Source organism: Mesorhizobium sp. W016, from assembly GCF_054719485.1.
Window position 1 is genome coordinate 2,592,070 of record NZ_JBTTIF010000002.1, and the last position, 19,318, is coordinate 2,611,387.

19 protein-coding genes are annotated in these 19,318 nt (G+C 64.3%); 6 read left to right on the forward strand and 13 right to left on the reverse strand.

Annotated elements, in window-relative coordinates:
- Window positions 1-28: 28 nt before the first annotated feature.
- A complete protein-coding gene (locus tag ACYG9V_RS12855; RefSeq protein ID WP_352765534.1) occupies window positions 29-706 on the reverse strand; it encodes a lysozyme inhibitor LprI family protein in 678 nt (225 codons plus the stop codon).
- Between the two features lie 181 nt (window positions 707-887).
- Here ACYG9V_RS12855 and ACYG9V_RS12860 point away from each other — a divergent pair, with 181 nt between their 5' ends.
- Window positions 888-1,670, forward strand: coding sequence for a phosphatidylserine decarboxylase (locus tag ACYG9V_RS12860; protein ID WP_460221954.1), 783 nt, complete (start codon window positions 888-890; stop codon window positions 1,668-1,670).
- A gap of 3 nt (window positions 1,671-1,673) precedes the next feature.
- Complete coding sequence (gene pssA, locus ACYG9V_RS12865) at window positions 1,674-2,489, forward strand: CDP-diacylglycerol--serine O-phosphatidyltransferase (protein ID WP_023672701.1); 816 nt, start codon at window positions 1,674-1,676, stop codon at window positions 2,487-2,489.
- A 160-nt stretch (window positions 2,490-2,649) separates the two neighbouring features.
- Here pssA and ACYG9V_RS12870 read toward each other — a convergent pair whose 3' ends face one another.
- A complete protein-coding gene (locus tag ACYG9V_RS12870; protein ID WP_352765531.1) occupies window positions 2,650-4,872 on the reverse strand; it encodes an AMP-binding protein in 2,223 nt (740 codons plus the stop codon).
- 200 nt (window positions 4,873-5,072) lie between these two features.
- Here ACYG9V_RS12870 and parS point away from each other — a divergent pair, with 200 nt between their 5' ends.
- Both parS and ACYG9V_RS12880 read left to right on the forward strand, forming a co-directional pair.
- A complete protein-coding gene (gene parS, locus ACYG9V_RS12875; protein WP_352497162.1) occupies window positions 5,073-5,561 on the forward strand; it encodes a type II RES/Xre toxin-antitoxin system antitoxin in 489 nt (162 codons plus the stop codon).
- Window positions 5,558-6,064, forward strand: coding sequence for an RES family NAD+ phosphorylase (locus tag ACYG9V_RS12880; protein ID WP_023689127.1), 507 nt, complete (start codon window positions 5,558-5,560; stop codon window positions 6,062-6,064). Before parS ends, ACYG9V_RS12880 begins: the two co-directional genes overlap by 4 nt.
- A 3-nt stretch (window positions 6,065-6,067) precedes the next feature.
- On the opposite strand, the gene ACYG9V_RS12885 is transcribed toward ACYG9V_RS12880, so the two are convergent.
- On the reverse strand, window positions 6,068-6,478 hold the full coding sequence (locus tag ACYG9V_RS12885; RefSeq protein ID WP_023672705.1) for a tautomerase family protein: 411 nt from the start codon (window positions 6,476-6,478) through the stop codon (window positions 6,068-6,070).
- 112 nt (window positions 6,479-6,590) lie between these two features.
- On the opposite strand from ACYG9V_RS12885, the gene ACYG9V_RS12890 reads away from it, so the two are divergent.
- Window positions 6,591-7,454, forward strand: coding sequence for a LysR substrate-binding domain-containing protein (locus ACYG9V_RS12890; RefSeq protein WP_352765529.1), 864 nt, complete (start codon window positions 6,591-6,593; stop codon window positions 7,452-7,454).
- A 134-nt stretch (window positions 7,455-7,588) separates the two neighbouring features.
- Here the strand turns inward: ACYG9V_RS12890 and ACYG9V_RS12895 are convergent, their stop codons facing one another.
- From ACYG9V_RS12895 to ACYG9V_RS12905, 3 genes are all read right to left on the reverse strand, one after another.
- Complete coding sequence (locus ACYG9V_RS12895) at window positions 7,589-8,497, reverse strand: DMT family transporter (RefSeq protein ID WP_023727358.1); 909 nt, start codon at window positions 8,495-8,497, stop codon at window positions 7,589-7,591.
- Between the two features lie 51 nt (window positions 8,498-8,548).
- A complete protein-coding gene (locus ACYG9V_RS12900; protein ID WP_023689123.1) occupies window positions 8,549-9,436 on the reverse strand; it encodes a DMT family transporter in 888 nt (295 codons plus the stop codon).
- A 149-nt stretch (window positions 9,437-9,585) separates the two neighbouring features.
- Entirely contained in the window at window positions 9,586-11,091 is a 1,506-nt protein-coding gene (locus ACYG9V_RS12905) for a S10 family peptidase (protein WP_023752519.1), read from the reverse strand.
- A 289-nt stretch (window positions 11,092-11,380) separates the two neighbouring features.
- On the opposite strand from ACYG9V_RS12905, the gene ACYG9V_RS12910 reads away from it, so the two are divergent.
- Entirely contained in the window at window positions 11,381-11,887 is a 507-nt protein-coding gene (locus ACYG9V_RS12910) for an OsmC family protein (RefSeq protein WP_023672710.1), read from the forward strand.
- Window positions 11,888-12,040: 153 nt separating this feature from the next.
- Here ACYG9V_RS12910 and ACYG9V_RS12915 read toward each other — a convergent pair whose 3' ends face one another.
- The 7 genes from ACYG9V_RS12915 to ACYG9V_RS12945 all read right to left on the reverse strand — a co-directional run bounded on the left by ACYG9V_RS12915 (window position 12,041) and on the right by ACYG9V_RS12945 (window position 19,213).
- Complete coding sequence (locus tag ACYG9V_RS12915) at window positions 12,041-12,262, reverse strand: hypothetical protein (protein ID WP_023689120.1); 222 nt, start codon at window positions 12,260-12,262, stop codon at window positions 12,041-12,043.
- Window positions 12,263-12,397: 135 nt separating this feature from the next.
- Window positions 12,398-13,027 carry a hypothetical protein gene (locus ACYG9V_RS12920; protein WP_023752520.1) on the reverse strand — a complete coding sequence of 210 codons (630 nt, stop codon included), beginning with the start codon at window positions 13,025-13,027 and terminating at the stop codon, window positions 12,398-12,400.
- A gap of 77 nt (window positions 13,028-13,104) precedes the next feature.
- Window positions 13,105-13,860: an SDR family NAD(P)-dependent oxidoreductase gene (locus tag ACYG9V_RS12925; protein WP_023672713.1), complete on the reverse strand. Its 756-nt coding sequence runs from the start codon at window positions 13,858-13,860 to the stop codon at window positions 13,105-13,107.
- A gap of 30 nt (window positions 13,861-13,890) precedes the next feature.
- Window positions 13,891-15,372 (reverse strand): amidophosphoribosyltransferase, encoded by a 1,482-nt coding sequence (gene purF, locus ACYG9V_RS12930; RefSeq protein ID WP_023672714.1) that lies wholly within the window; start codon window positions 15,370-15,372, stop codon window positions 13,891-13,893.
- A gap of 108 nt (window positions 15,373-15,480) precedes the next feature.
- The gene (locus ACYG9V_RS12935) at window positions 15,481-16,146 is read right to left on the reverse strand and encodes a CvpA family protein (RefSeq protein ID WP_023672715.1); all 666 of its coding nucleotides are present in this window, start codon (window positions 16,144-16,146) and stop codon (window positions 15,481-15,483) included.
- A gap of 48 nt (window positions 16,147-16,194) precedes the next feature.
- Window positions 16,195-17,598: a DNA repair protein RadA gene (gene radA, locus ACYG9V_RS12940; protein WP_023672716.1), complete on the reverse strand. Its 1,404-nt coding sequence runs from the start codon at window positions 17,596-17,598 to the stop codon at window positions 16,195-16,197.
- A gap of 121 nt (window positions 17,599-17,719) precedes the next feature.
- Complete coding sequence (locus ACYG9V_RS12945) at window positions 17,720-19,213, reverse strand: replicative DNA helicase (protein ID WP_023672717.1); 1,494 nt, start codon at window positions 19,211-19,213, stop codon at window positions 17,720-17,722.
- Between the last annotated feature and the right edge of the window lie 105 nt (window positions 19,214-19,318).

The window sequence follows — 19,318 nt, forward strand, 5'->3', positions numbered from 1 at the left end:
GTGAGGGGTGGTTTTGCCGACAGCAGGTTTACTGTTTTTCGCTCAGGAAGAACGTGCCATCGGCATGGCCGTTGGCACCGCATGACAGGGGCTCCGATCTGCCATCCTTGCCGGCGCCGCTCTGCTCGACGACAAGCGCATCGCCGTCGCGTCGGAAGGTAAAGACAAAACCGGTTGGGTTGTCGTTGTCGTCGGTGTCCTCAAGTCGAAGCGTATTGCGCTCCTCGACCGTGCCGTCGATCTCGCATGACCCACTTCCCGAGACTGGATTGGAAACGACATCTTCCGAGATTTCGACCTTGCCTCCGCCAACAGCCTTGATGTCGACGCTGCCGCGCACGCTGCTCCATGCGCCGATCAAACCTGCATCGGGGGGCTTGCGTATGCCGGACAGGAAGGTTGCGCGGTCGCGCAGGAATTCGCCGAGATCGAAAGTCTGTTGGTTCTTGGGCGAACTTTCGTTGAAACCGGCGATCTGATCGCGATAGGCGATGAAATCGCTTTGGTCGTCCCGCAGCGCCTTCCCGGCATGAGCATCGAGCCTCTTCAGCAGCGCGGTATAATTCTTCGCGACGTCGGCATCGGCTTGCGCCAGGACCGGATCGGCGCAAATGGCCTTTTCCGCCAAGCTGGCGGCCTTGGCGCAGTCGAAGGATGGCTTGCCTTGCGCAACTGCGTGGTCGCTCGCTGCCACAAGTACGGTCAAAACGGCACCCACGGCTGACGATCGTATGGCAACAAGATACGTTTTGCCTGAATTTGGCGCCATGGCAGTCGGCCTTTTCGCCGCGCGTTCAGCCGGCGTTGGCCCGAATTCTGGCGGCAAAGCAGCCGACAGGCAAGCACGTCACCGTTCCTGCCGGCTGCGGACGATGCGGCCTTGCCCAATGTTGCGTTGCGGCAGCGGAGCCTTTCCGGTATTGAGGCCGGACCTGAAACAGGGACCGCCCCCATCCCATGAGCTCCAGCCAATGAGCCTCGTCGACTCGATCAAGAATGCCTTCGTTCCGATCCATCGCGAGGGCTATCCGTTCATTGCCGCCTTTGGTGCGGGCACGCTGTTCCTCGGCTATTTCTCCTCGGTGCTGTTCTGGATCGGCCTGATCCTGACCGCCTGGTGCGTCTATTTCTTCCGTGACCCCGAGCGTGTCACCCCGGTCGATGACAGGCTGGTGGTCAGTCCCGCCGACGGCGTCATCTCGGCGGTCGGCCCGGCCGTGCCGCCGCGCGAGCTTGGCCTCGGCAACACCGAGATGACCCGCATCTCGGTGTTCATGAACGTCTTTTCCTGCCATGTGAACCGCGCTCCGGTGCGCGGCCGCATCACCAAAATCGAGCACCGGCCGGGCAAGTTCCTGAATGCCGAACTCGACAAGGCAAGCTCGGAGAACGAGCGCAACGGGCTGGTCATCGACAGTCCCAACGGCATCGTTGTCGCCGTGCAGATCGCCGGCCTGGTGGCACGCCGCATCGTCTGCTGGGCCGAGACCGGCGGTTCGATCGCCATCGGCGAACGCTTCGGCTTGATCCGCTTCGGCTCGCGCGTCGATGTCTTCCTGCCTTCGACCGCGGTGCCGCGCGTCGCCGTCGGCCAGACGGCGGTCGGAGGTGAAACCGTGCTCGCCGAATTCGGCGGCGTCTCCGCAACCCCGCTCGTCAGGATTTCGTAAGCGGTGGGCGCGCCGTTCAAAAAGTTCGAGGCCCATGGCAGCGGCGGCCCGCGCATCCGCGAGATTCCGATGCGCATGGTGCTGCCCAATCTGGTCACCGTACTTGCCATCTGCGCCGGCCTGTCCGGCATCCGCTTCGGCTTCGAGGGCCGTTTCGAGCCGGCCGTGGTGATGGTGCTGCTCGCCGCCTTCCTGGACGGCATAGACGGGCGCCTGGCGCGCATGTTGAAGGCGACATCCAAATTCGGCGCGCAGATGGATTCGCTGGCCGACATCGTCAATTTCGGCGTCGCGCCGGCACTGGTGCTCTACGCCTTCCTGCTCGACCGCGCCGGCTCCTTCGGCTGGATCGCAGCTCTTCTGTTCACCATCGCCTGTGGCCTGCGGCTGGCGCGCTTCAACGTGCTCGACGAAGACCATGACCGGCCGATCTGGCAGAGCGAATACTTCGTCGGCGTGCCGGCGCCGGCCGGCGCCGTGCTGGTTATGCTGCCGCTCTATCTGTCCTTCCTCCGGCTCGGTCTCGAGCCGGACCGCCTGACGGCATTCGTCGCCACCGGCTTCACTGTGCTGGTCGCTTTCCTGCTGGTCAGCCGGCTGCCGGTCTATTCCGGCAAAAGCCTGAAAGTGCCGGGCGACAAGGTGCTGCCGATCATCCTGGCGGTCGTTCTCTACGTCCTGCTGTTGATGACCTATCCCTGGTACACGCTGACCGCCTCTGTCGCAGGCTATCTCATCTTCCTGCCTTTCAGCGTGCGGGCGTATTCGAAGCGCGCCAAGCGCGAGGGCGAAAAAGTGCCGCCGTCGGATATTGGGTAGTTGTCATCTCCCCCCTTGAGGGGGAGATGTCGCCGAAGGCGACAGAGGGGGTCGGTACGCCCCGGACGCGACCTCGTTTGAGCGAAGAGGACGTCGGCGCTTCACGCGAGGCGACCCCCTCTGGCCTGCCGGCCATCTCCCCCTCAAGGAGGGAGATACGCTAAGCCGCCAGGCCCAGCCCCAGCTTCTCGATCGCCAGGTTCCGCGTCGAGACATAATCCGTCTTGCCGGAACCCAGCACCGGGATCTCCCCGACCTTGACGATGTCGTTGGGCACCATCAGTTCGGCCGCACCTGCCTTCTTGCCGAAGGCGCGCAGTTCTTCCGGATCGGCGTCGTCGGCGGTGGTGACCAGCACGATGCGCTCGCCGCGCCTCTTGTCCGGCACCGCCACCGCGGCGTGGCGCTCTTCCGGCCACAGCGACTGCACCAGCATCTCGACGGCGCCCAACGACACCATCTCGCCAGCGATCTTGGCGAAGCGTTTTGCCCGGCCGCGAATGGTGATGAAGCCTTCGCGGTCGACCGAGACGATGTCGCCGGTGTCGTGCCAGCCGTCCAGCGGCTGCAATTCGCCGGGCCGGTCAGCGGTCATGTAGCCCATCATCAAATTCGGCCCGTCGAGCCACAGGCGGCCGGCACCCTCGATACCCTCGACCGGTTCGAGCTTCATGCGCATCGCCGGCAACAGCCGTCCGACCGTGCCGTCGCGACCATGGATGGCGGTGTTGACGGCGACGACGGGAGCGGCCTCCGTCAGCCCGAACCCCTCGATGATCGAGGCATCGAAGCGCTCGCGATAAACGCGCCGCGTCTCCGGCTTCACCGCTTCCGCGCCGGCGACGACGAAGCGCAGGCTGGAGAAATCGCCATCCTTGGCGGTGCGGGCATAGTTGGCGAGGAAAGTGTCGGTGCCGAACATGATGGTCGGCTTCACCTTGCGGGCGATCTCCGGGATGATCTTGTAGTGCAGCGGTGACGGGTAGAGGAACAGTTTCACCCCGGTCACCAGCGGCAGGATGGTACCGCCGGTCAGGCCGAAAGAGTGAAAAACCGGCAGCACGTTGAGCAGGATGTCGGACGGCGAAATGGTAATGCGCGCCTCGGCCTGCATGGCGTTGGCGTGGAGATTGCGGTGCGACAGCATCACGGCCTTGGGCGTGCCTTCCGAGCCTGAGGTGAACAGGATTGCGGCGGGCTTGGCCGCATCCTGCCGCTGCAGCGGGAACCGCCACAGCACCGCTGCTGCGAGCTTTTCCAGCGTCGTGACGCTTGCGCGCACATCCTCCAGCCACAGCATTTTGGCGCCGCCGGCCTCGATGGCGGCGATGATGTCGGCAAGCGCCGCCTTCTCGACGAACGCGCGCGAGGAAACCACCGTTCGGATGACTGCCGCGCGCACCGCGGCGGTTACGCTGGCCGGCCCTGCCGTGTAGTTGATCATCGCCGCTACCCGGCCGGCCGAGAGCAGGCCGACGAAGGACAGCACCACGCCATTGGCGTTGGGCAGCAAAACCCCGACCGCTTCGCCGGGCGCCGCCACCGCCTCGAAACGGCGGCCGAGCACGCGCGCGCCGATGAACATTTTTCGATAGCTGAGCGAGCCGCTGATCACATCCTCGATGATCGGATGCGAGGCGCCGGTGCGATCCGCGGCATCGCGCATGGCCAGGAACAGGCCGCGATCGAGGTTGCTGCCATAAAGCCGCGCCTCGGCGATGCGGTCGAACAACGCATTGGTGTTGGAAGCCTGGTCGGGGTTGCGCGCCACCAGTTCGGCAATCGTCATTGGCTCCAGCACGCTGATCGAGAGTTTTGGGAACCAGTGGCGCGGCGCCCGGTTCTTTGGCGTCAAGGAAACCGGCAGGTCGCGCGAGCCGGTGACGAAGATCGGCACGATGCGGGCGTCGGCCTGCATGGCGATGCGGGTGACGGCGCGGAACAGGCGAAACGTCTTCACATCGGGCTCGACGTCATCGGGCAGGTAGACGGCAAGCCGGCCTTTACCCTTCAGCACCCTGACCAGCCGCCGGCTGACGAAGAGATGCTCGGCGTTGAAGGCGATGGTGCGGCCAAGCTCGCGCCAAGGCTCCATCCAGGGCGAGCGCGCCGAGGCCTCGTCGAGAATGTGCAGCGTGTCGTCGGGCAGCAGCGACAGCATCAGCGCCGGCTCGAAGCGTGACTGGTGCGAGACCACATAGATCACCGGCGTCGGCGCGTTGCGGGCAATGCGGATGCGCCGGTCATCGATCCGGTAGGCGAGCTTGAACGGCACATAGAGTAGCGCCTGGGTAAAGCGCAGGTCGAGACGAAACGTCTCGATAGCGCCAATCAGCAGCCAGGCCAGCACGAGGCCTGCAAGCAGCGCCAGTGTCAGGATCATGCCGCGTCTCTCCCAACGGTCCGGTATGCGGCTCTTCGTCCGCTTCGAGAGCAGAGGGTAGCGCAATGGGGAGCAAGGTCAATGCGCGGGTGCGAGGGAGCGGTGTTCCACCTGACCTCACCAGGCAATGACCCAAACGCAGGCCTTGAAATGTTGCGACACGTGTCGTAAATAAAAGCGACACGTGACGGAGAGGTAATATGGCCAGTTCCCCGCTGGGTTTTGCCGAGGCACCACATATGGAGCCGGAGTTCGAACGAATGGTCGACCTGTTTGGTGGACGGAAGGTTCTTGGATTCTCGGTAGCCAGTCCTCTTGAGGCACATGAAATGATCCTGCATGGAATTCCGGGCCAGGCGCTCGAAAGCCTCGTCAGGCATCTGATGGTCATTGATCCCGCCGATGCGTTTGAGACCGCATTCGGCATGAGCGAGCGGACATTTCAGCGGCACAAATCGGATCACTCCAAGACCCTCAGTCGGGAGCAAGGTTCCAGAACCTGGAACTTCGCCAAGCTCCTGACAAAGGCCACGTCCGTGCTCGGGACTCAGGAAGACGCGGAAAAATGGATGATCGAGCCTGCCATGGGTTTGGACAATCGCCGGCCGATCGATCTGCTGGCCACGGCGGCGGGCACTGCGCTTGTGCAGGAGTTTCTTGAGCGGCTCGACTATGGTGTCTACGCGTGACGCCTTTGCCGGGCTCCCTCGGAACAGGGCAGTTGTTGGGCTGGAGGCTTGATCACAGACGCTTCAAGGCGAGCTGGGACAGTGGCGAAGGAGCCTTCAAGCTTGGGGGAAGGTGGAACAGCAAAGGGATCAGAGCCGTATATGCGTCCATCGACCCATCGACCGCCATCTTGGAGGTGGCGGTCCACAAGGGGTTTCGCACGCTGGATACTGTCCCTCACGTGCTGACGGCATTCGACATCGTCGATCCATCAGAGATTTATGTGGTCCAAACCGACGATATTCCGAACGCGAACTGGCTGCGTCCCGGCATCCCGGGCGCGGGACAGCAGCAGTTCGGCGATGGTCTGCTGGCAAAGCATCCGTTCTTTCTGATCCCCAGCGCGGTATCCCAGCACAGCTGGAACCTGGTGTTCGATCCCAACCGGGCGGCAGGCCTTTATAGCTTGCATCTCCGGGAGGATTTCGCGCTTGATACAAGGCTTCATCCTCCCGCTGGGTAGCAATCAGGCCGTGGCCTTCAGCCGCCCACTGATGAACCGGAACTCCTGCGACTTGCCGCCATAACCGTAAGCAGCGGCCGGGACTTCATGCACGAAGGCATAGCTTTCCTCGTGCACACCACCCAGCAACTTACCAAAGGCCTCAAAGATCGCCTTCAGATAAGCCTCCAGTTCCAGCTTGGTGTTGGTGCCGTCGACCACCTTGATGTCGAGCCAGAAGGTGTTGGCGCCATGCTCCGCCAGCGATTTGCCGCCGGCGAACCAATGCTGCGGGTCGACATAGGTGACGGCGACGGCGGTAATCGTCGGGTCCTTGCGCAGATGGGTTGCCGTCAGCTCGGTGATTTCCTTGGCGATTGTGGCGGACAGCTTGGCGTCGGGCTTGCCGGTGACGCTGATGTTGATGATGGGCATTTTTCTCTCCTTCGTTTGAGCGGCGTCTGTTTGCCGTTGGAGAGACAATGCCATCATCTTTGAATCAAAAAAATCGAATTGTTTCGAACAAAAGGTTCTGTATTATCGAAGTATGCAAGCTCTCGATCCCGATCTGCTCAAAACCTTCCTTGCCTTTGTCGATGGCGGCTCGCTGGCTCAGGCTGCGTCTGCTGTCGGCCGCTCGCCCTCGGCGGTGACCGCGCAGATGCAGCGTCTGGAGGAAATCGTCGGCGAACCGCTGCTGGTGGCGCAGGGGCGCGGGCGCGGGCTGACGCCGGCCGGCGAGGATCTTGTCGGTCATGCCCGCCGCATTCTTGCCGTGCACAGCGAGGCCTGGCTGGCGCTCAAGGGCGCGCGTGCCGCTGGTCGCGTCGCCATCGGCACGACACAGGATTTCGCCGATAGCGGCCTGCCGGAGCTGCTGCGCGCCTTCGCGACCAGCCATCCGCGCGTCAGGGTCGAACTCCGCGTTGGCCGTTCGGCCGAGCTTGGCGAGGCGCTGCAGGCCGGGCAGCTCGATCTGGCCGTTGTCATGCGCAAGACGCCGGCCAATGACGAAGTCGGGCTGTTCAGTGAGCCGATGCTGTGGCTGTGCTCGCAAAAAGGGCTTGCCGTGCGGGAAGAGGAATTGCCGCTGGCGCTGCTCGACCCCTATTGCGGCTTTCGCGAAGCAGCACTCGCGGCCCTCGATGCTGCCGGCCGCCGCTACCGCATTGCCGCCGGCAGCGCCAGCCTTGCCGGCTTGCGCACGGCGGTCAATGCCGGCATCGCGCTGACCTTGCGCACCGCCCGCTTTGCCCATTCAGGCATTGCCGAAGCACCGCGCGAATTCGCCCTGCCGCCGGTGCCGACAGCGCAATTCGCGATAAAACTCGGCCAGGGCGCCGAGCGGCCGGCGCGCGATCTTGCCATCCTGCTCAGCGACAACCTCGCCTTGCCCGGCTTTGCCGTCTGATGTCCAAAGAAAAAGCCGACCTTTACGGTCGGCTTTGAGGAGGACGGGTCGAGGGGTTTGGGGGGACTTGGGGGGTGACCCGTCGCACATAAAACTGCCTGATCCGCATGATGGTTCCATGACTTGGAAAATAATTATTGGGTTGCCGCGCTTTTTCTCGCGGCCAGCCAGTCGCGCCCCGCATGGGCGAAAACCGCGCACAGTACTATGGCGCCGCCGATCAGGCTGGCGGCCGGCGCGATCTCGCCGAGGAACAGGAAGGCGAACAGGATCGCAAACGGCACTTCGGCGGCACCGAGAAGGCCGGACTCGGGCGCAGGGATCAGCCGCGAGCCTTCCGTCCACAGGATCGACGCCGCCGCAAACGATCCTCCGAAGGCGACGAGCAGCACGGCGTCGCGAGCAGAAATCGCCAGGGGGTCGGTGACGAACCAGCCGAGCACGAACAGCAGAAGCGCCGAGACTGCGCCCGCCCACACCACCGGCGTGTCGCGGAAGGCGCGCACCATGATCATGTAGAGCGCGCTGCCGGCGGTCATCAGCAGCGCGAGCCCATCGCCAAACAGATGACCGCTGCCGAAGCCGGAGCCGACCATCATCGCCACGCCGCACAGCGAAACGGCGGCGGCGGCAAGCGTCTGCGCCCGGAACGGCTCGCGCACCAGCACGAAGGCGAGCAGCGCGGTGATGAAGGGCGCGGTGGCGTAGATGACCGCGACATTGGCGACATAGGTGAATTTGAACGCCGAGATGAAGGCGATGCTGGCCGCGGCGCCCTCGAGGGCCAGCAACCAGCCGCGCCAGCCAAGCCGCAAGCTTTCCCGCCCGCCGGAGCGGCGCCGGCGCCACAGCACATAGAAGGTGATCAGGATCGCGCCGACAAAGCCGCGCCAGCAAGTGATGGTCAGCGGGTCGGCGTGGATCGATTTGGTCAGCACGCCGGTCAGGGCGAAGAAAGCCGCCGAGGCCGCCACCAGCATGATGCCGAGCGTACGATCGGCAGCGGTATCTGTGGTGCCTGGGCCGTCGAGCGCTTCCGTCATCTCAGCAGCCTATCCGTCTTCTCCTGCCACCATGCTGTCAGCACGGGGTACTCATAGCCGCTTGCGGAAATGCTCGTTGCCGATGATCAGCAGGCCGGCGCCGACGATCAACGCCGCCCCCAGAAACACCTCGCGACGCGGCACGTCGCCCCAGATCGCAAAGCCGAGCCCGAAGGCCCAGACCAATGAGGTGTATTCGAACGGCGCCACGATCGACACCGGCGCCCGCTTCATGCCTTCGAACAGCATAAATTGCGCCACGCCGCCGAGCGCGCCGACGCTGATCAAAAGCAGCAACTGGCGCCAGTCCGGCATCTGCCAGACCAACAGCGCCGGCACCGTGGAAAACACCAGGAAGTAGAAATTGTTGAGCACAAGCTGGATCAGCGTGCGCTCGGCCAGCGCCGTCTTGCGCAACAGCACCACGGCAATGCCCCACAGCACTGCCGCAGCCAGTACCAAGAGCATCGGCACGGACAAGCCGAGACGAGTGGGATCACAGGCGATGAAGACGCCGACGAAGCCGATGAACACCGCCAGCCAGCGCAACAGCGGCACCTTTTCGCCAAGCATCACCACCGACAGCACGGTGACGATGATCGGGGCGGCGTAATAGATGGTGGTGAGTTCGGCCAGCTGCAGGGAGCGGGCCGCGTTGTAGTAGCAGAGCCAGGCGCCGAGCGTGAAGGCGCTGCGCACCAGCATCGGCCGCACGATGGGCGAGCGCATTGTGTCGGCAAAGATGGGCGGTCCGCCGATTGCAGCACAGCCGATAAGCACAGCGATTGAGCGGAAGAACATGATCTGCCAGACGCTGATGCCGACGACCAGAAGCTTGATCGCGGCGTCCTGCGTCGAAAACAGGAAATAGGCGCAGCCGGTGAACAGGATGCCGGCAAGCACCCTTTCGCGGGTTTCCAGAATGGCAATATCGGCCATGCGGCGTGTCCGGCGCTGTCAAGAGGACGAAGAAGAAGCCTGCCCCAATCAGGCTCCCATTGCAGGCTATACGGGCGAAAGCCTGCGGGGCGCTACGCCAGTGGCAAGCTTGCGTTGGCGCAGCCTGGCCGACAGCGTGGGCACGCCGTTCACTGTGTTGCCTGGTAGAGCTCCGAAGCGGCCTCCTTCAGGGCGCGCCGGCCGCCCGGCCTGAGATACATCATGTGGCCGCCCTCGATGACGTCGAGACGGATGGGTTTTGCCCCGCCGAGCGTCGGGATTTGGCTCACCAGATAGCGTGAGGCCAGATAGGGAGTGACCAGATCGGTGTCGCCGTTGACGATCACCACGCCGAGCCCCGGGTTGAGCGAGCGCGCCCGCTGCAGATCGTCCATCACCCCGGCATAGCCTTGCCGCGAGCCGCCATAGTCCCAGGCGTGGGTCACATCGCCATTGAGCAACCTGTAGCTGACATCGGTGCGAAAATTCAGCTCGTCGCGCGCATAACCGACAAAGGCCGAGGTCAGCGCCGGCACGCTGCGGTCGAGCACCGGATCTGGGCCGGCGCTGCGGGCGCTCTCCGGGGCGATGTCGCTGGTGGCGATGGTGCCGTCATACGGGCTGAGCACTTTGCCACTGGGGCGCTGGAATTCGCGCGCGAACAGGGCGGTCGGGATGCGGGCGAAATTGCGTTGCACGAGGTCGAGCGGCAGGCCGGTGATCTCGGCCACGCGCTGGCTGGCCAGCCGCCCACCCTGTTCCAGCCCGCCGGCCAGAGCGGTGAGGTAGTCACCCATAGCATAGTGTTCGACCTCGGCGAGCTTTTCGCGCAGCGCCTCGCCGCTGAGGCCTTCGCTGCGCAGGCGCACCGCCGCCAGCGAGGGCAGTTCCAGCGCCCAATGCAGTGGCTGGAATTCGTCGGGCAGCACCAGCGTGAACTCCAGTGCAGGCGAGATCAGCACGATGCCGTTGGGGCTCAGGCCGACATCTTCCTGCAGGGTCCTGGCGAGAAGTGCCGCGCGGAACCCGCCATAGCTTTCGCCGGCAAGGAAGAGCGGCGATCCGGTGCGGCCGTTCTGGGCGAGATAGAGCCGGATGAAAGCGCCGATCGAACTGGCGTCCTGGCTGACGCCCCAAAAATCTTTTGTGTCCTGGCCGGGGGCCTCGCGGCTGTAGCCGGTGCCGACCGGATCGACGAAGACGAGGTCGGTCATGTCGAGCCAGCTGTCGGGATTGTCGATCAGCTTTTGCGGCGGCGGCAGGAATTGGCCATCGGCGCCGGTCGCGACGACACGCGGGCCGAGTGCGCCGAGATGCAGATAGGCGGATGCCGCGCCCGGGCCGCCATTGAAGACGAAGGTGATGGGGCGAGCCTTCTCCGCGCCCGCCAGTGGCGGCAGCGTATAGGCGACATAGAAGATTTCCGCGGTGACCTCGCCCTTGCCGGATAGCAGTGACAGCGTGCCGGCCTTAGCCTGATAGTCCAGCTTGCGCCCGGCAATGGTGATTGAATGGCTGGTCGTCTGCGGTGCCGGCAGCAGCGACAGCACGCCGCCTGCCGGTGCGGGGCGCTCGGGCGTTTCGGCGACGACTGGCTGCGCGAAGGCTGCAAGCACCAACAGGGTAAGCGAGATCAGTTTCAGCTTGAACGGCATGATGCCTCCGCGGGAATGACTCTGCTTAGGTATGGCTCGGGCGGTCGAAGTCAAAGTAACTCTTCGCGAGCTAGCGTTCCTTCACGCCCCCTCTGTCCTGCCGGACATCCCCCACAGGGATGGAGATTGGATGTCGCGACCGCCTTCGCTAATCGCCGGCGTAGAAAGCGCCATCGGCGAAGCTGCAGATCTCCCCCCTGTGGGGAGGTGGCCGGCAGGCAGAGGGGGGCGCTGTCTCGCCGGCATATCAGTGCTATCAAAGCGCGACGGACTCGAAAAGGAATGCAACATGGACGCCACCGCACTCAAGGCCATGCAGGCACCGATCAAGGAGGCTTATCGCGACGATTCCTCGCGAGCGCTGATCACGCTTCGCGCCAAAGGCTCCATCGACGACCAGTCGATTGCCTGCAAGGTCGAGACGGGCAGGGCGCTGGCGGTCGCCGGCCTGCATCCGGCGACCGGCGGTTCCGGGCTCGAATTGTGTTCGGGCGATATGCTTTTGGAGGCGCTGGTGGCGTGCGCCGGCGTGACGCTGAAGGCAGTGGCGACGGCGCTGGAATTCAGGCTTGGCGCAGCCACCGTCGAGGCCGAAGGCGATCTCGACTTTCGCGGCACGCTGGGCGTGGCCAAGGACGCCCCCGTGGGCTTTCGCGCCATCCGGCTGAATTTCAACCTCGACACGGATGAGCCGCAGGCGCGCATCGATTCGCTCATCAAGCTGACCGAACGCTATTGCGTGGTGTTCCAGACCATCAACAGCAAGCCGGAGCTGACGGTGAGTGCGCGCGCCTGATCTCCCCCCTTGAGGGGGAGATGTCGCCGAAGGCGACAGAGGGGGTCGGGCCGACTGGACGCGACGCCCTTTGTGCGGAAGGAGGTTGGCACTCTACGCGAGGCGACCCCCTCTGGCCTGCCGGCCATCTCCCCCTCGAGGGGGGAGATTGCGCTACTGCGCAGCAGGCTCTTCCGCGTCGCCCTCATCGGTAAACGGCGAGGCGCTCGGCACGCAGTTGACCGCCCAGCCGGCCGGCGTCGGCTGCTTCTGATATTCGGTAATCGCGTTTGTGCACTGTTCGCGGGTGTCGAAGGTGCTGGGCAGCACCACCATGCCGCCTTGCGGGCCGGCGATCACCAGGTACCAGACCAATGCTACGCTGGGAGCAGCCATGGGAATTCCTCGCTTTGCTGAGTGTCGGAGTCGGGTCGACCCTAGCAACTCCCGGCTGATGGCGAAAGCAGGGCGAGCGGGGAGGGACCTGCCGGATCATCACAGACCCGTGAACGAACCGCTCCCAGACGTCTCTCAGTTCGTCGCAAAGCAGTAGAACAGGCCGTCGCCGCCGGTGCCTTTCAGCGCCTCCTGGCTGCAGCCGCCGCGCGAGGCATGCGAGGAGTTCCAGGATTTCGCCGCCGCCGACTCATCAAGGCCGGTGCGGTCGTGATGGCCCATCATCGCCGCGCCCTCCGCGCCGCTCAAGGTCCAGTCGCCGCAGGTCTGGTCGGCGAGCTTGGTGCCGTCAGGCTTCGAGCCGGTCAATATGTCGTGCCGGTTCGGCTTGTCGCCGCGGCCATTGACCACTTGGCCCTTCTCGGTCAGCGCCGTCTGCTTGTTGATGGCGTTGGCGTTGCTGTGCAGCGAGGCGACGTCATCGGCAATCTTCTCGCCCTTGGCGTTGACCCAGGGACCCTTGCCGATACGGTCGCGCGCATCGACATTGGCGCTCGAGAGATAGGCGTGCCATTCCTTGCCGGTAACCCCAGCCGCTTCCGCCAGCGAGGCGCAATGCGCGTCGGCACCCTTGAGACCGCCGAGATCGGCGCCCTTGCCGGAACCGACGCTGGTGACGAAGAAACTCATCTTGGCGTCTTGCGCCAGCGCCACCCCGGCTGTGGCGGCAATCGCGGCGGCGGCAACGAGAAGAAGTCTACGCATGTCGGTCCTCCGGTTTCGAATGTCCTACATTCGAAGAAACGTAACTGGAGGCCTGTTTAATCCCGCTACAACCCGGTTTATTCCGGCTGCCGGTAGGCGACGAAGCGGTTGTTCTTGACCTGGAAGATCAGCCCCGTCTCTTTCATCTCGGGGCTCGCCAGCGGCACGATGCGTTTTGCCACCTCTGACGGGTGCGGCAGCGTTTCCGGATCCTCGCCGGGCGCGGCCTGCGCACGCATGGCGGTGCGGGTGGCGCCGGGGTCGACCGCATTGATGCGGAGCGGCAGGCTCTGCGTCTCATGCGCCCAGGAACGCGTCATGGCTTCCACAGCCGCCTTCGACGCCGCATAGGGCGCCCAGAAGGCGCGCGCCGAATGCGCGGCCCCGGACGACATGAGAATGGCGCGGCCGGCGTCGGACAGCCTGAGCAGCGGGTCGACCGAGCGGATCAGCCGCCAGGTCGAGGTGACATTGATGGTCATAACCTTCTCGAAGGTTTTGGCCTCGACATGGCCGATCGGCGAGATGACGCCGAGCACACCGGCATTGGCCACCAGAATGTCGAGCTTGCCCCAGCGCTCGTGAATGGCGCCGCCCAGCCGGTCGATGCCGGCCATGTCTGAGAGGTCGAGAGGCACCAACGTCGCTTCGCCCTTGCCGGTTTTCGCGCGCTCGGCCTTGATCTGGTCGTCGAGTTCTTCCAGCCCGCCGACGGTCCGGGCTACCGCAATGACATGGGCCCCAGCGGCGGCAAGTTCCTTGGCGATGAAGTAGCCGATGCCGCGCGAGGCGCCGGTAACGACCGCGACGCGGCCGGAGAGGTCGAGGGTCATGCGAGCGCTTTCAAGGATAGCAGTTGGGCTTTACGCCCCGTTGTTCGCCAGCAGCGACAGCGTGCGCACATTGTCGTGGCCTTCGAAGTCGAGCAGGCGGGTCGGGTACTGGCCGGTGAAACAGGCGTCGCAGAATTGCGGCTGCTCATTGTCGCGGCTGGCTTCGCCGACGGCGCGGTAGAGCCCGTCAATGGTGAGGAAGCCGAGCGAATCGACACGGATGAACTCGGCCATTTCCTCGATCGACATGCGCGATGCCAAAAGCTTCGACTTCTCCGGCGTGTCGACGCCGTAGAAGCACGACGCGCTGGTCGGCGGCGAGGCGATGCGCATATGCACTTCCTTGGCGCCGGCGTCGCGCACCATCTGCACGATTTTCTGGCTGGTGGTGCCGCGCACGATCGAATCGTCGACCAACACCACGCGCTTGCCCTCGATCATCCGGCGGTTGGCGTTGTGCTTGAGCTTGACGCCCATATGGCGGATCGAATCGCCGGGCTGGATGAAGGTTCGGCCGACATAGTGGTTGCGGATGATACCGAGTTCGAAGGGGATGCCTGCCGCCTGGGAGAAGCCGATTGCCGCCGGCGTGCCGGAATCCGGCACCGGCACGACGATATCGGCCTCGACCGGGCTTTCCTGCGCCAATTCGGCGCCGATACGCTTGCGCACTTCGTAGACATTGCGGCCTTCGACCGAGGAGTCCGGGCGGGCGAAATAGACATATTCGAAGATGCAGAAGCGGGTCTTCTGCGGCTCGAAGGGGAACAGGCTCTCGATGCCCTTCGAGGTCACCACGACCATTTCGCCGGGCTTCAGGTCGCGCACGAAGCGGGCGCCGATAATGTCGAGCGCGCAGGTTTCGGAGGCCAGGATCCAGGCGCCGTCGAGGTCGCCGAGCACCAGCGGGCGGATGCCGAGCGGATCGCGGCAGCCGATCATCTTCTTGGAGGTCATCGCGACCAGCGAGAAAGCGCCTTCGACCTGACGCACGGCGTCGATGAAGCGCGAATTCAAATCGCGTTCCTTACTGGTGGCAACGAGATGCAGCAGCGTCTCGGTGTCGGAGGTCGACGAGAAGATCGCGCCCTGCTTCTGCAGCGCGCGCTGCACGGTCATGGCGTTGGTGAGATTGCCGTTATGGGCGACGGCAAAGCCGCCATCGGCGAGTTCGGCGAAGAAGGGCTGGATGTTGCGCATGCCGGCGCCGCCGGTCGTGGCATAGCGCGTGTGGCCGATGGCACGGTTGCCTTGCAGGCTGTCGATGACGTGCTGCTTGGTGAAGGTGTCGCCGATCAGGCCGACATGGCGTTCGACATGGAACTGCGTGCCGTCATAGGAGACGATGCCGGCCGCTTCCTGGCCGCGATGCTGCAGCGCATGCAGGCCTAGCGTTACGATGGCCGCAGCGTCCTGCCGGCCGAAAATGCCGAACACCCCGCATTCGTCGTGGAAATGATCGTCTGCTTCGGCGGAAAGCACGTCGTCCGCGTCTGCCTTCGAAACTGCCATGGGGCTCAAGCTCCGCTAAAATGGCCATATAGTGCGATAGCGCCGCGAAAGCAACGTAGTCAGGCCGGAACTGCCGGGATGGCGCCTGTCCGGCACCATCCGTCCGTATCAGTTTGCCGGCGCGGCTGGAGCCGGAGCAGCGGGCGCGGGTGCGTTATCGGCCGGAGCGTCGGTCTCGTCGTCGGGCGCCGGCGTATCGTCACCGGTTGCCGGAGCATCCGCCGCCGGTGCATCGGCCGCCGGAGGCGTCTCGGCTGCCGGCTGATTCGGATTGAGCTTCTTCAGGATGGCGTTTTCCGGATCTTCGGGCAGCAGGCTTTCCAGCTTGGCGCCGATGGTCTCGAGCAGCGGCTTCGACTTGGCGTTGGCGATCCAGGCAGGGGCCTTGGCGCCGGCCAGCCAGTTGAAGAACAGCAGCGCCACGGCGACTACGAGGACGCCGCGCGCGGCGCCATAGAGGAAGCCCAGCGTACGGTCGAGCGCGCCGATCCTGGAATCGATGATCCAGTCGGCAAGCTTCATGGTGATGACGGAAACGACGATCAGCGCGATGAGGAAGACGATGCCGGCGGATGCCGCCATGGCGATCTTGTCGCTTTCGACATAGGGCTGAACGTAAGGCAGCACCGGCTTGTAGAAGAAGAATGCCGCCGCGGCGGCAGCCGCCCAGGACACGACGGACAGGATTTCGCGTGACAGGCCGCGAACCATGGCGAGCATCGCCGAGACCAGGGTGAAGCCGACGAGAATTCCGTCCAGCAGCGTAATCGGCATGTCTTTCGCCCCACTCAGATTGTCTTTTCACGGCTCGGGCGAGCCGCGTCAATCTTCCACGTCGACACGGCTGCGCCGTGAGCCGGCTATGCGTGCGACGAGATCGGCAAGTTCGGTCGGCTGGAAAGCGCCGGCCCCGATCCCCCCGACAACCTCCTCGCTGCCCAAGGGCAGAACCGCACTTCCAAAACCCAGCTTTTCGGCCTCTTTAAGGCGCTGCTGCGCATGCGCAACCGGCCTCACTGCGCCCGACAGGCTGATTTCGCCGAAATAGACGCAATCGGCGGGAAGGGCAAGACCGGTGAGCGACGAAACCAGTGCAGCGGCAACCGCCAGATCGGCCGCCGGCTCGGAAATCCGGTAGCCGCCGGCGACGTTGAGGTAGACATCGTGGGTGCCGAAGCGCACGCCGCAATGGGCTTCGAGCACGGCAAGGATCATCGACAGCCGTGCGCCGTCCCAGCCGACGACGGCACGGCGCGGCGTGCCCAATGTGGACGGCGCCACCAGCGCCTGGATCTCGACCAGCACCGGACGTGTGCCTTCCATGCCGGCAAATACCGCGGCACCCGGCGATTTTGCGTGGCGTTCGCCGAGGAACAGCTCCGACGGATTGGCGACCTCGCGCAAGCCCTTGTCCGACATCTCGAAGACGCCGATCTCGTCGGTCGGCCCAAAACGGTTCTTCACCGTGCGCAGGATGCGGTAGTGATGGCCGCCTTCGCCTTCGAAATAGAGAACGGCGTCGACCATGTGCTCGACGACGCGCGGACCGGCGATCTGGCCTTCCTTGGTGACATGGCCGACCAGCACGATGGCAGCACCGGTGGATTTGGCGTAGCGGATCATCGCTTGCGCCGAGGCGCGCACCTGGGTGACGGTGCCGGGCGCCGAGTCGGCCATGTCGGTCCACAGCGTCTGGATGGAATCGAGGATGACGAGGTCCGGCCTTCTGCCATCGGCTATTGTTGCCAGGATATCCTCGACATTGGTCTCGGCGGCAAGTTCGACCGGCGTGTCGGCGACGCCAAGCCGCTGCGCCCGCAGCCGGATCTGCGCGACAGCCTCTTCGCCCGAGACATAGACGATGCGGTGGCCCTTTGACGCGAGTGCGGCTGCGGCCTGGGTAAGCAGCGTCGACTTGCCGATGCCGGGATCGCCGCCGACCAGCAGCGCCGAGCCGCGCACGAAACCGCCGCCGGTGGCGCGGTCGAGTTCGCCAATGCCGGAGATGATCCGCGGCGCATCCTCGATGTCACCGGACAGGCTGGTCAGCACCACGGCGCGGCCCTTGCGCGCATTGCGCGTGTTGGCCGGTCCCGACCCGATGCCGCCGGACGTGCCTTCCTCGACGAGTGTGTTCCACTCGCCGCAGGCATCGCATTTGCCGGCCCAGCGCTGATGCACCGACCCGCAATTCTGGCAGATGAACTGGACGCGCGATTTAGCCATGGAGTGATGCTGCCTGCAAATGACCGAAGGAGGGTGATCCTGCACACCCCCCTCTGTCCTGCCGGACATCTCCCCGCAGGCCAGAGGGGGGTGTGACGGAGCGCTGCGGTAGGCCAAAAAGCTACTCGAACCTTTCCGCAATATGATGCTCTTCGGCGAGGTCGGAAAACCGTGTGAACTCGCCATGGAAGGCGAGGCTCACCGAACCTGTCGGGCCGTGGCGCTGCTTGGCGACGATGACTTCGGCCTTGCCGCGCATCTCGTTCATCTCGTGTTCCCACTTGATGTATTCGTCGGTGCCGGGCTTCGGTTCGCGGTTCTTCAGATAATATTCCTCGCGGTAGACGAACATCACCACGTCGGCGTCCTGCTCGATCGAGCCGGATTCGCGAAGATCGGACAGCTGCGGGCGCTTGTCTTCGCGGCTTTCGACCTGACGCGACAGCTGCGACAGCGCGATGATCGGAACGGAGAGTTCCTTGGCGAGCGCCTTGAGGCCGGTGGTGATCTCGGTGATTTCCTGCACCCGGTTCTGCGACGATTTCGCGCTCGACCCCTGCATCAGCTGGATATAGTCGATGACGATGAGGTCGAGGCCGCGCTGACGCTTCAGCCGCCGCGCCCGCGCCGACAGCTGCGCGATCGAGATACCGCCGGTCTGGTCGATGAACAGCGGGATCTTCTGCATGGTCTGCGAGCAGGCGACCAGCTTTTCGAAATCCATCTCTGAAATCTCGCCGCGGCGGATTTTTGACGACGAAATTTCCGTCTGTTCGGAAATGATGCGGGTGGCGAGCTGCTCGGACGACATTTCCAGTGAGAAGAAGCCGACGACGCCGCCATTGGCTGCCTTGAACGAGCCGTCGGCCTGTTGCGCCGGCTCATACATCTCGGCGATGTTGAAGGCGATGTTGGTGGCGAGCGATGTCTTGCCCATGCCCGGACGGCCGGCAATGATGATCAGATCCGACGCCTGCAGGCCACCCATGCGGCGGTCGAGATCGCGCATGCCGGTGGCGAGGCCCGACAAATGGCCGTCGCGCATATAGGCGGCGTTGGCCATGTCGACGGCGGTCTTAACCGCATCGGTGAAGCTTTCGAAGCCGCCATCGTAACGGCCGGTTTCGGCCAGTTCGAACAGCCGCCGCTCGGCATCCTCGATCTGTTCGGACGGCGCCATGTCGACCGGCGCGTCATAGGCGATGTTGACCATGTCCTCGCCGACGGTGATCAGCGCGCGGCGCGTGGCCAGATCGTAGATGGCGCGGCCATAATCGGTGGCGTTGACGACGGTGACGGCTTCGACCGCCAGACGAACCACATATTGCGCCACCGTCATGTCGCCGACCTTCTCGTCGGCCGGCAGGAAGGTTTTCAGCGTGATCGGCGTCGCCACCTTGCCCATGCGGATGAGCTCGGCCGCGACCTCGAAGATTTTCCGGTGCAGCGGCTCGTAGAAATGGCCGGCCTTGAGGAAGTCGGAGACGCGGTAGAAGGCATCGTTGTTGACGAGGATGGCGCCGAGCAGCGCCTGCTCGGCCTCGATGTTGTTCGGCGCTTCACGATAAAGCGGTTGCTGCTCCGCCACGCCGAATTTTCGCGCTGCCTCTGCCATGATGTCCCCGATTTTGATCCCGGCTTCTCGATATCAGAACGAGATAAATCGGTGCTGACCTTTCTGCATCACCGCACGACCAATCAACCTCGATGCCCGTTGTTC

Coding starts and splice junctions, on each gene's coding strand:
- ACYG9V_RS12860 (WP_460221954.1), top strand. CDS start 888: ATGTTGCGTTGCGGCAGCGGAGCCTTTCCGGTATTGAGGCCGGACCTG.
- ACYG9V_RS12870 (WP_352765531.1), bottom strand. CDS start 4,872: ATGATCCTGACACTGGCGCTGCTTGCAGGCCTCGTGCTGGCCTGGCTG.
- parS (WP_352497162.1), top strand. CDS start 5,073: ATGGCCAGTTCCCCGCTGGGTTTTGCCGAGGCACCACATATGGAGCCG.
- ACYG9V_RS12885 (WP_023672705.1), bottom strand. CDS start 6,478: ATGCCCATCATCAACATCAGCGTCACCGGCAAGCCCGACGCCAAGCTG.
- ACYG9V_RS12890 (WP_352765529.1), top strand. CDS start 6,591: ATGCAAGCTCTCGATCCCGATCTGCTCAAAACCTTCCTTGCCTTTGTC.
- ACYG9V_RS12895 (WP_023727358.1), bottom strand. CDS start 8,497: ATGACGGAAGCGCTCGACGGCCCAGGCACCACAGATACCGCTGCCGAT.
- ACYG9V_RS12900 (WP_023689123.1), bottom strand. CDS start 9,436: ATGGCCGATATTGCCATTCTGGAAACCCGCGAAAGGGTGCTTGCCGGC.
- ACYG9V_RS12905 (WP_023752519.1), bottom strand. CDS start 11,091: ATGCCGTTCAAGCTGAAACTGATCTCGCTTACCCTGTTGGTGCTTGCA.
- ACYG9V_RS12910 (WP_023672710.1), top strand. CDS start 11,381: ATGGACGCCACCGCACTCAAGGCCATGCAGGCACCGATCAAGGAGGCT.
- ACYG9V_RS12915 (WP_023689120.1), bottom strand. CDS start 12,262: ATGGCTGCTCCCAGCGTAGCATTGGTCTGGTACCTGGTGATCGCCGGC.
- ACYG9V_RS12920 (WP_023752520.1), bottom strand. CDS start 13,027: ATGCGTAGACTTCTTCTCGTTGCCGCCGCCGCGATTGCCGCCACAGCC.
- ACYG9V_RS12925 (WP_023672713.1), bottom strand. CDS start 13,860: ATGACCCTCGACCTCTCCGGCCGCGTCGCGGTCGTTACCGGCGCCTCG.
- purF (WP_023672714.1), bottom strand. CDS start 15,372: ATGGCAGTTTCGAAGGCAGACGCGGACGACGTGCTTTCCGCCGAAGCA.
- ACYG9V_RS12935 (WP_023672715.1), bottom strand. CDS start 16,146: ATGCCGATTACGCTGCTGGACGGAATTCTCGTCGGCTTCACCCTGGTC.
- radA (WP_023672716.1), bottom strand. CDS start 17,598: ATGGCTAAATCGCGCGTCCAGTTCATCTGCCAGAATTGCGGGTCGGTG.
- ACYG9V_RS12945 (WP_023672717.1), bottom strand. CDS start 19,213: ATGGCAGAGGCAGCGCGAAAATTCGGCGTGGCGGAGCAGCAACCGCTT.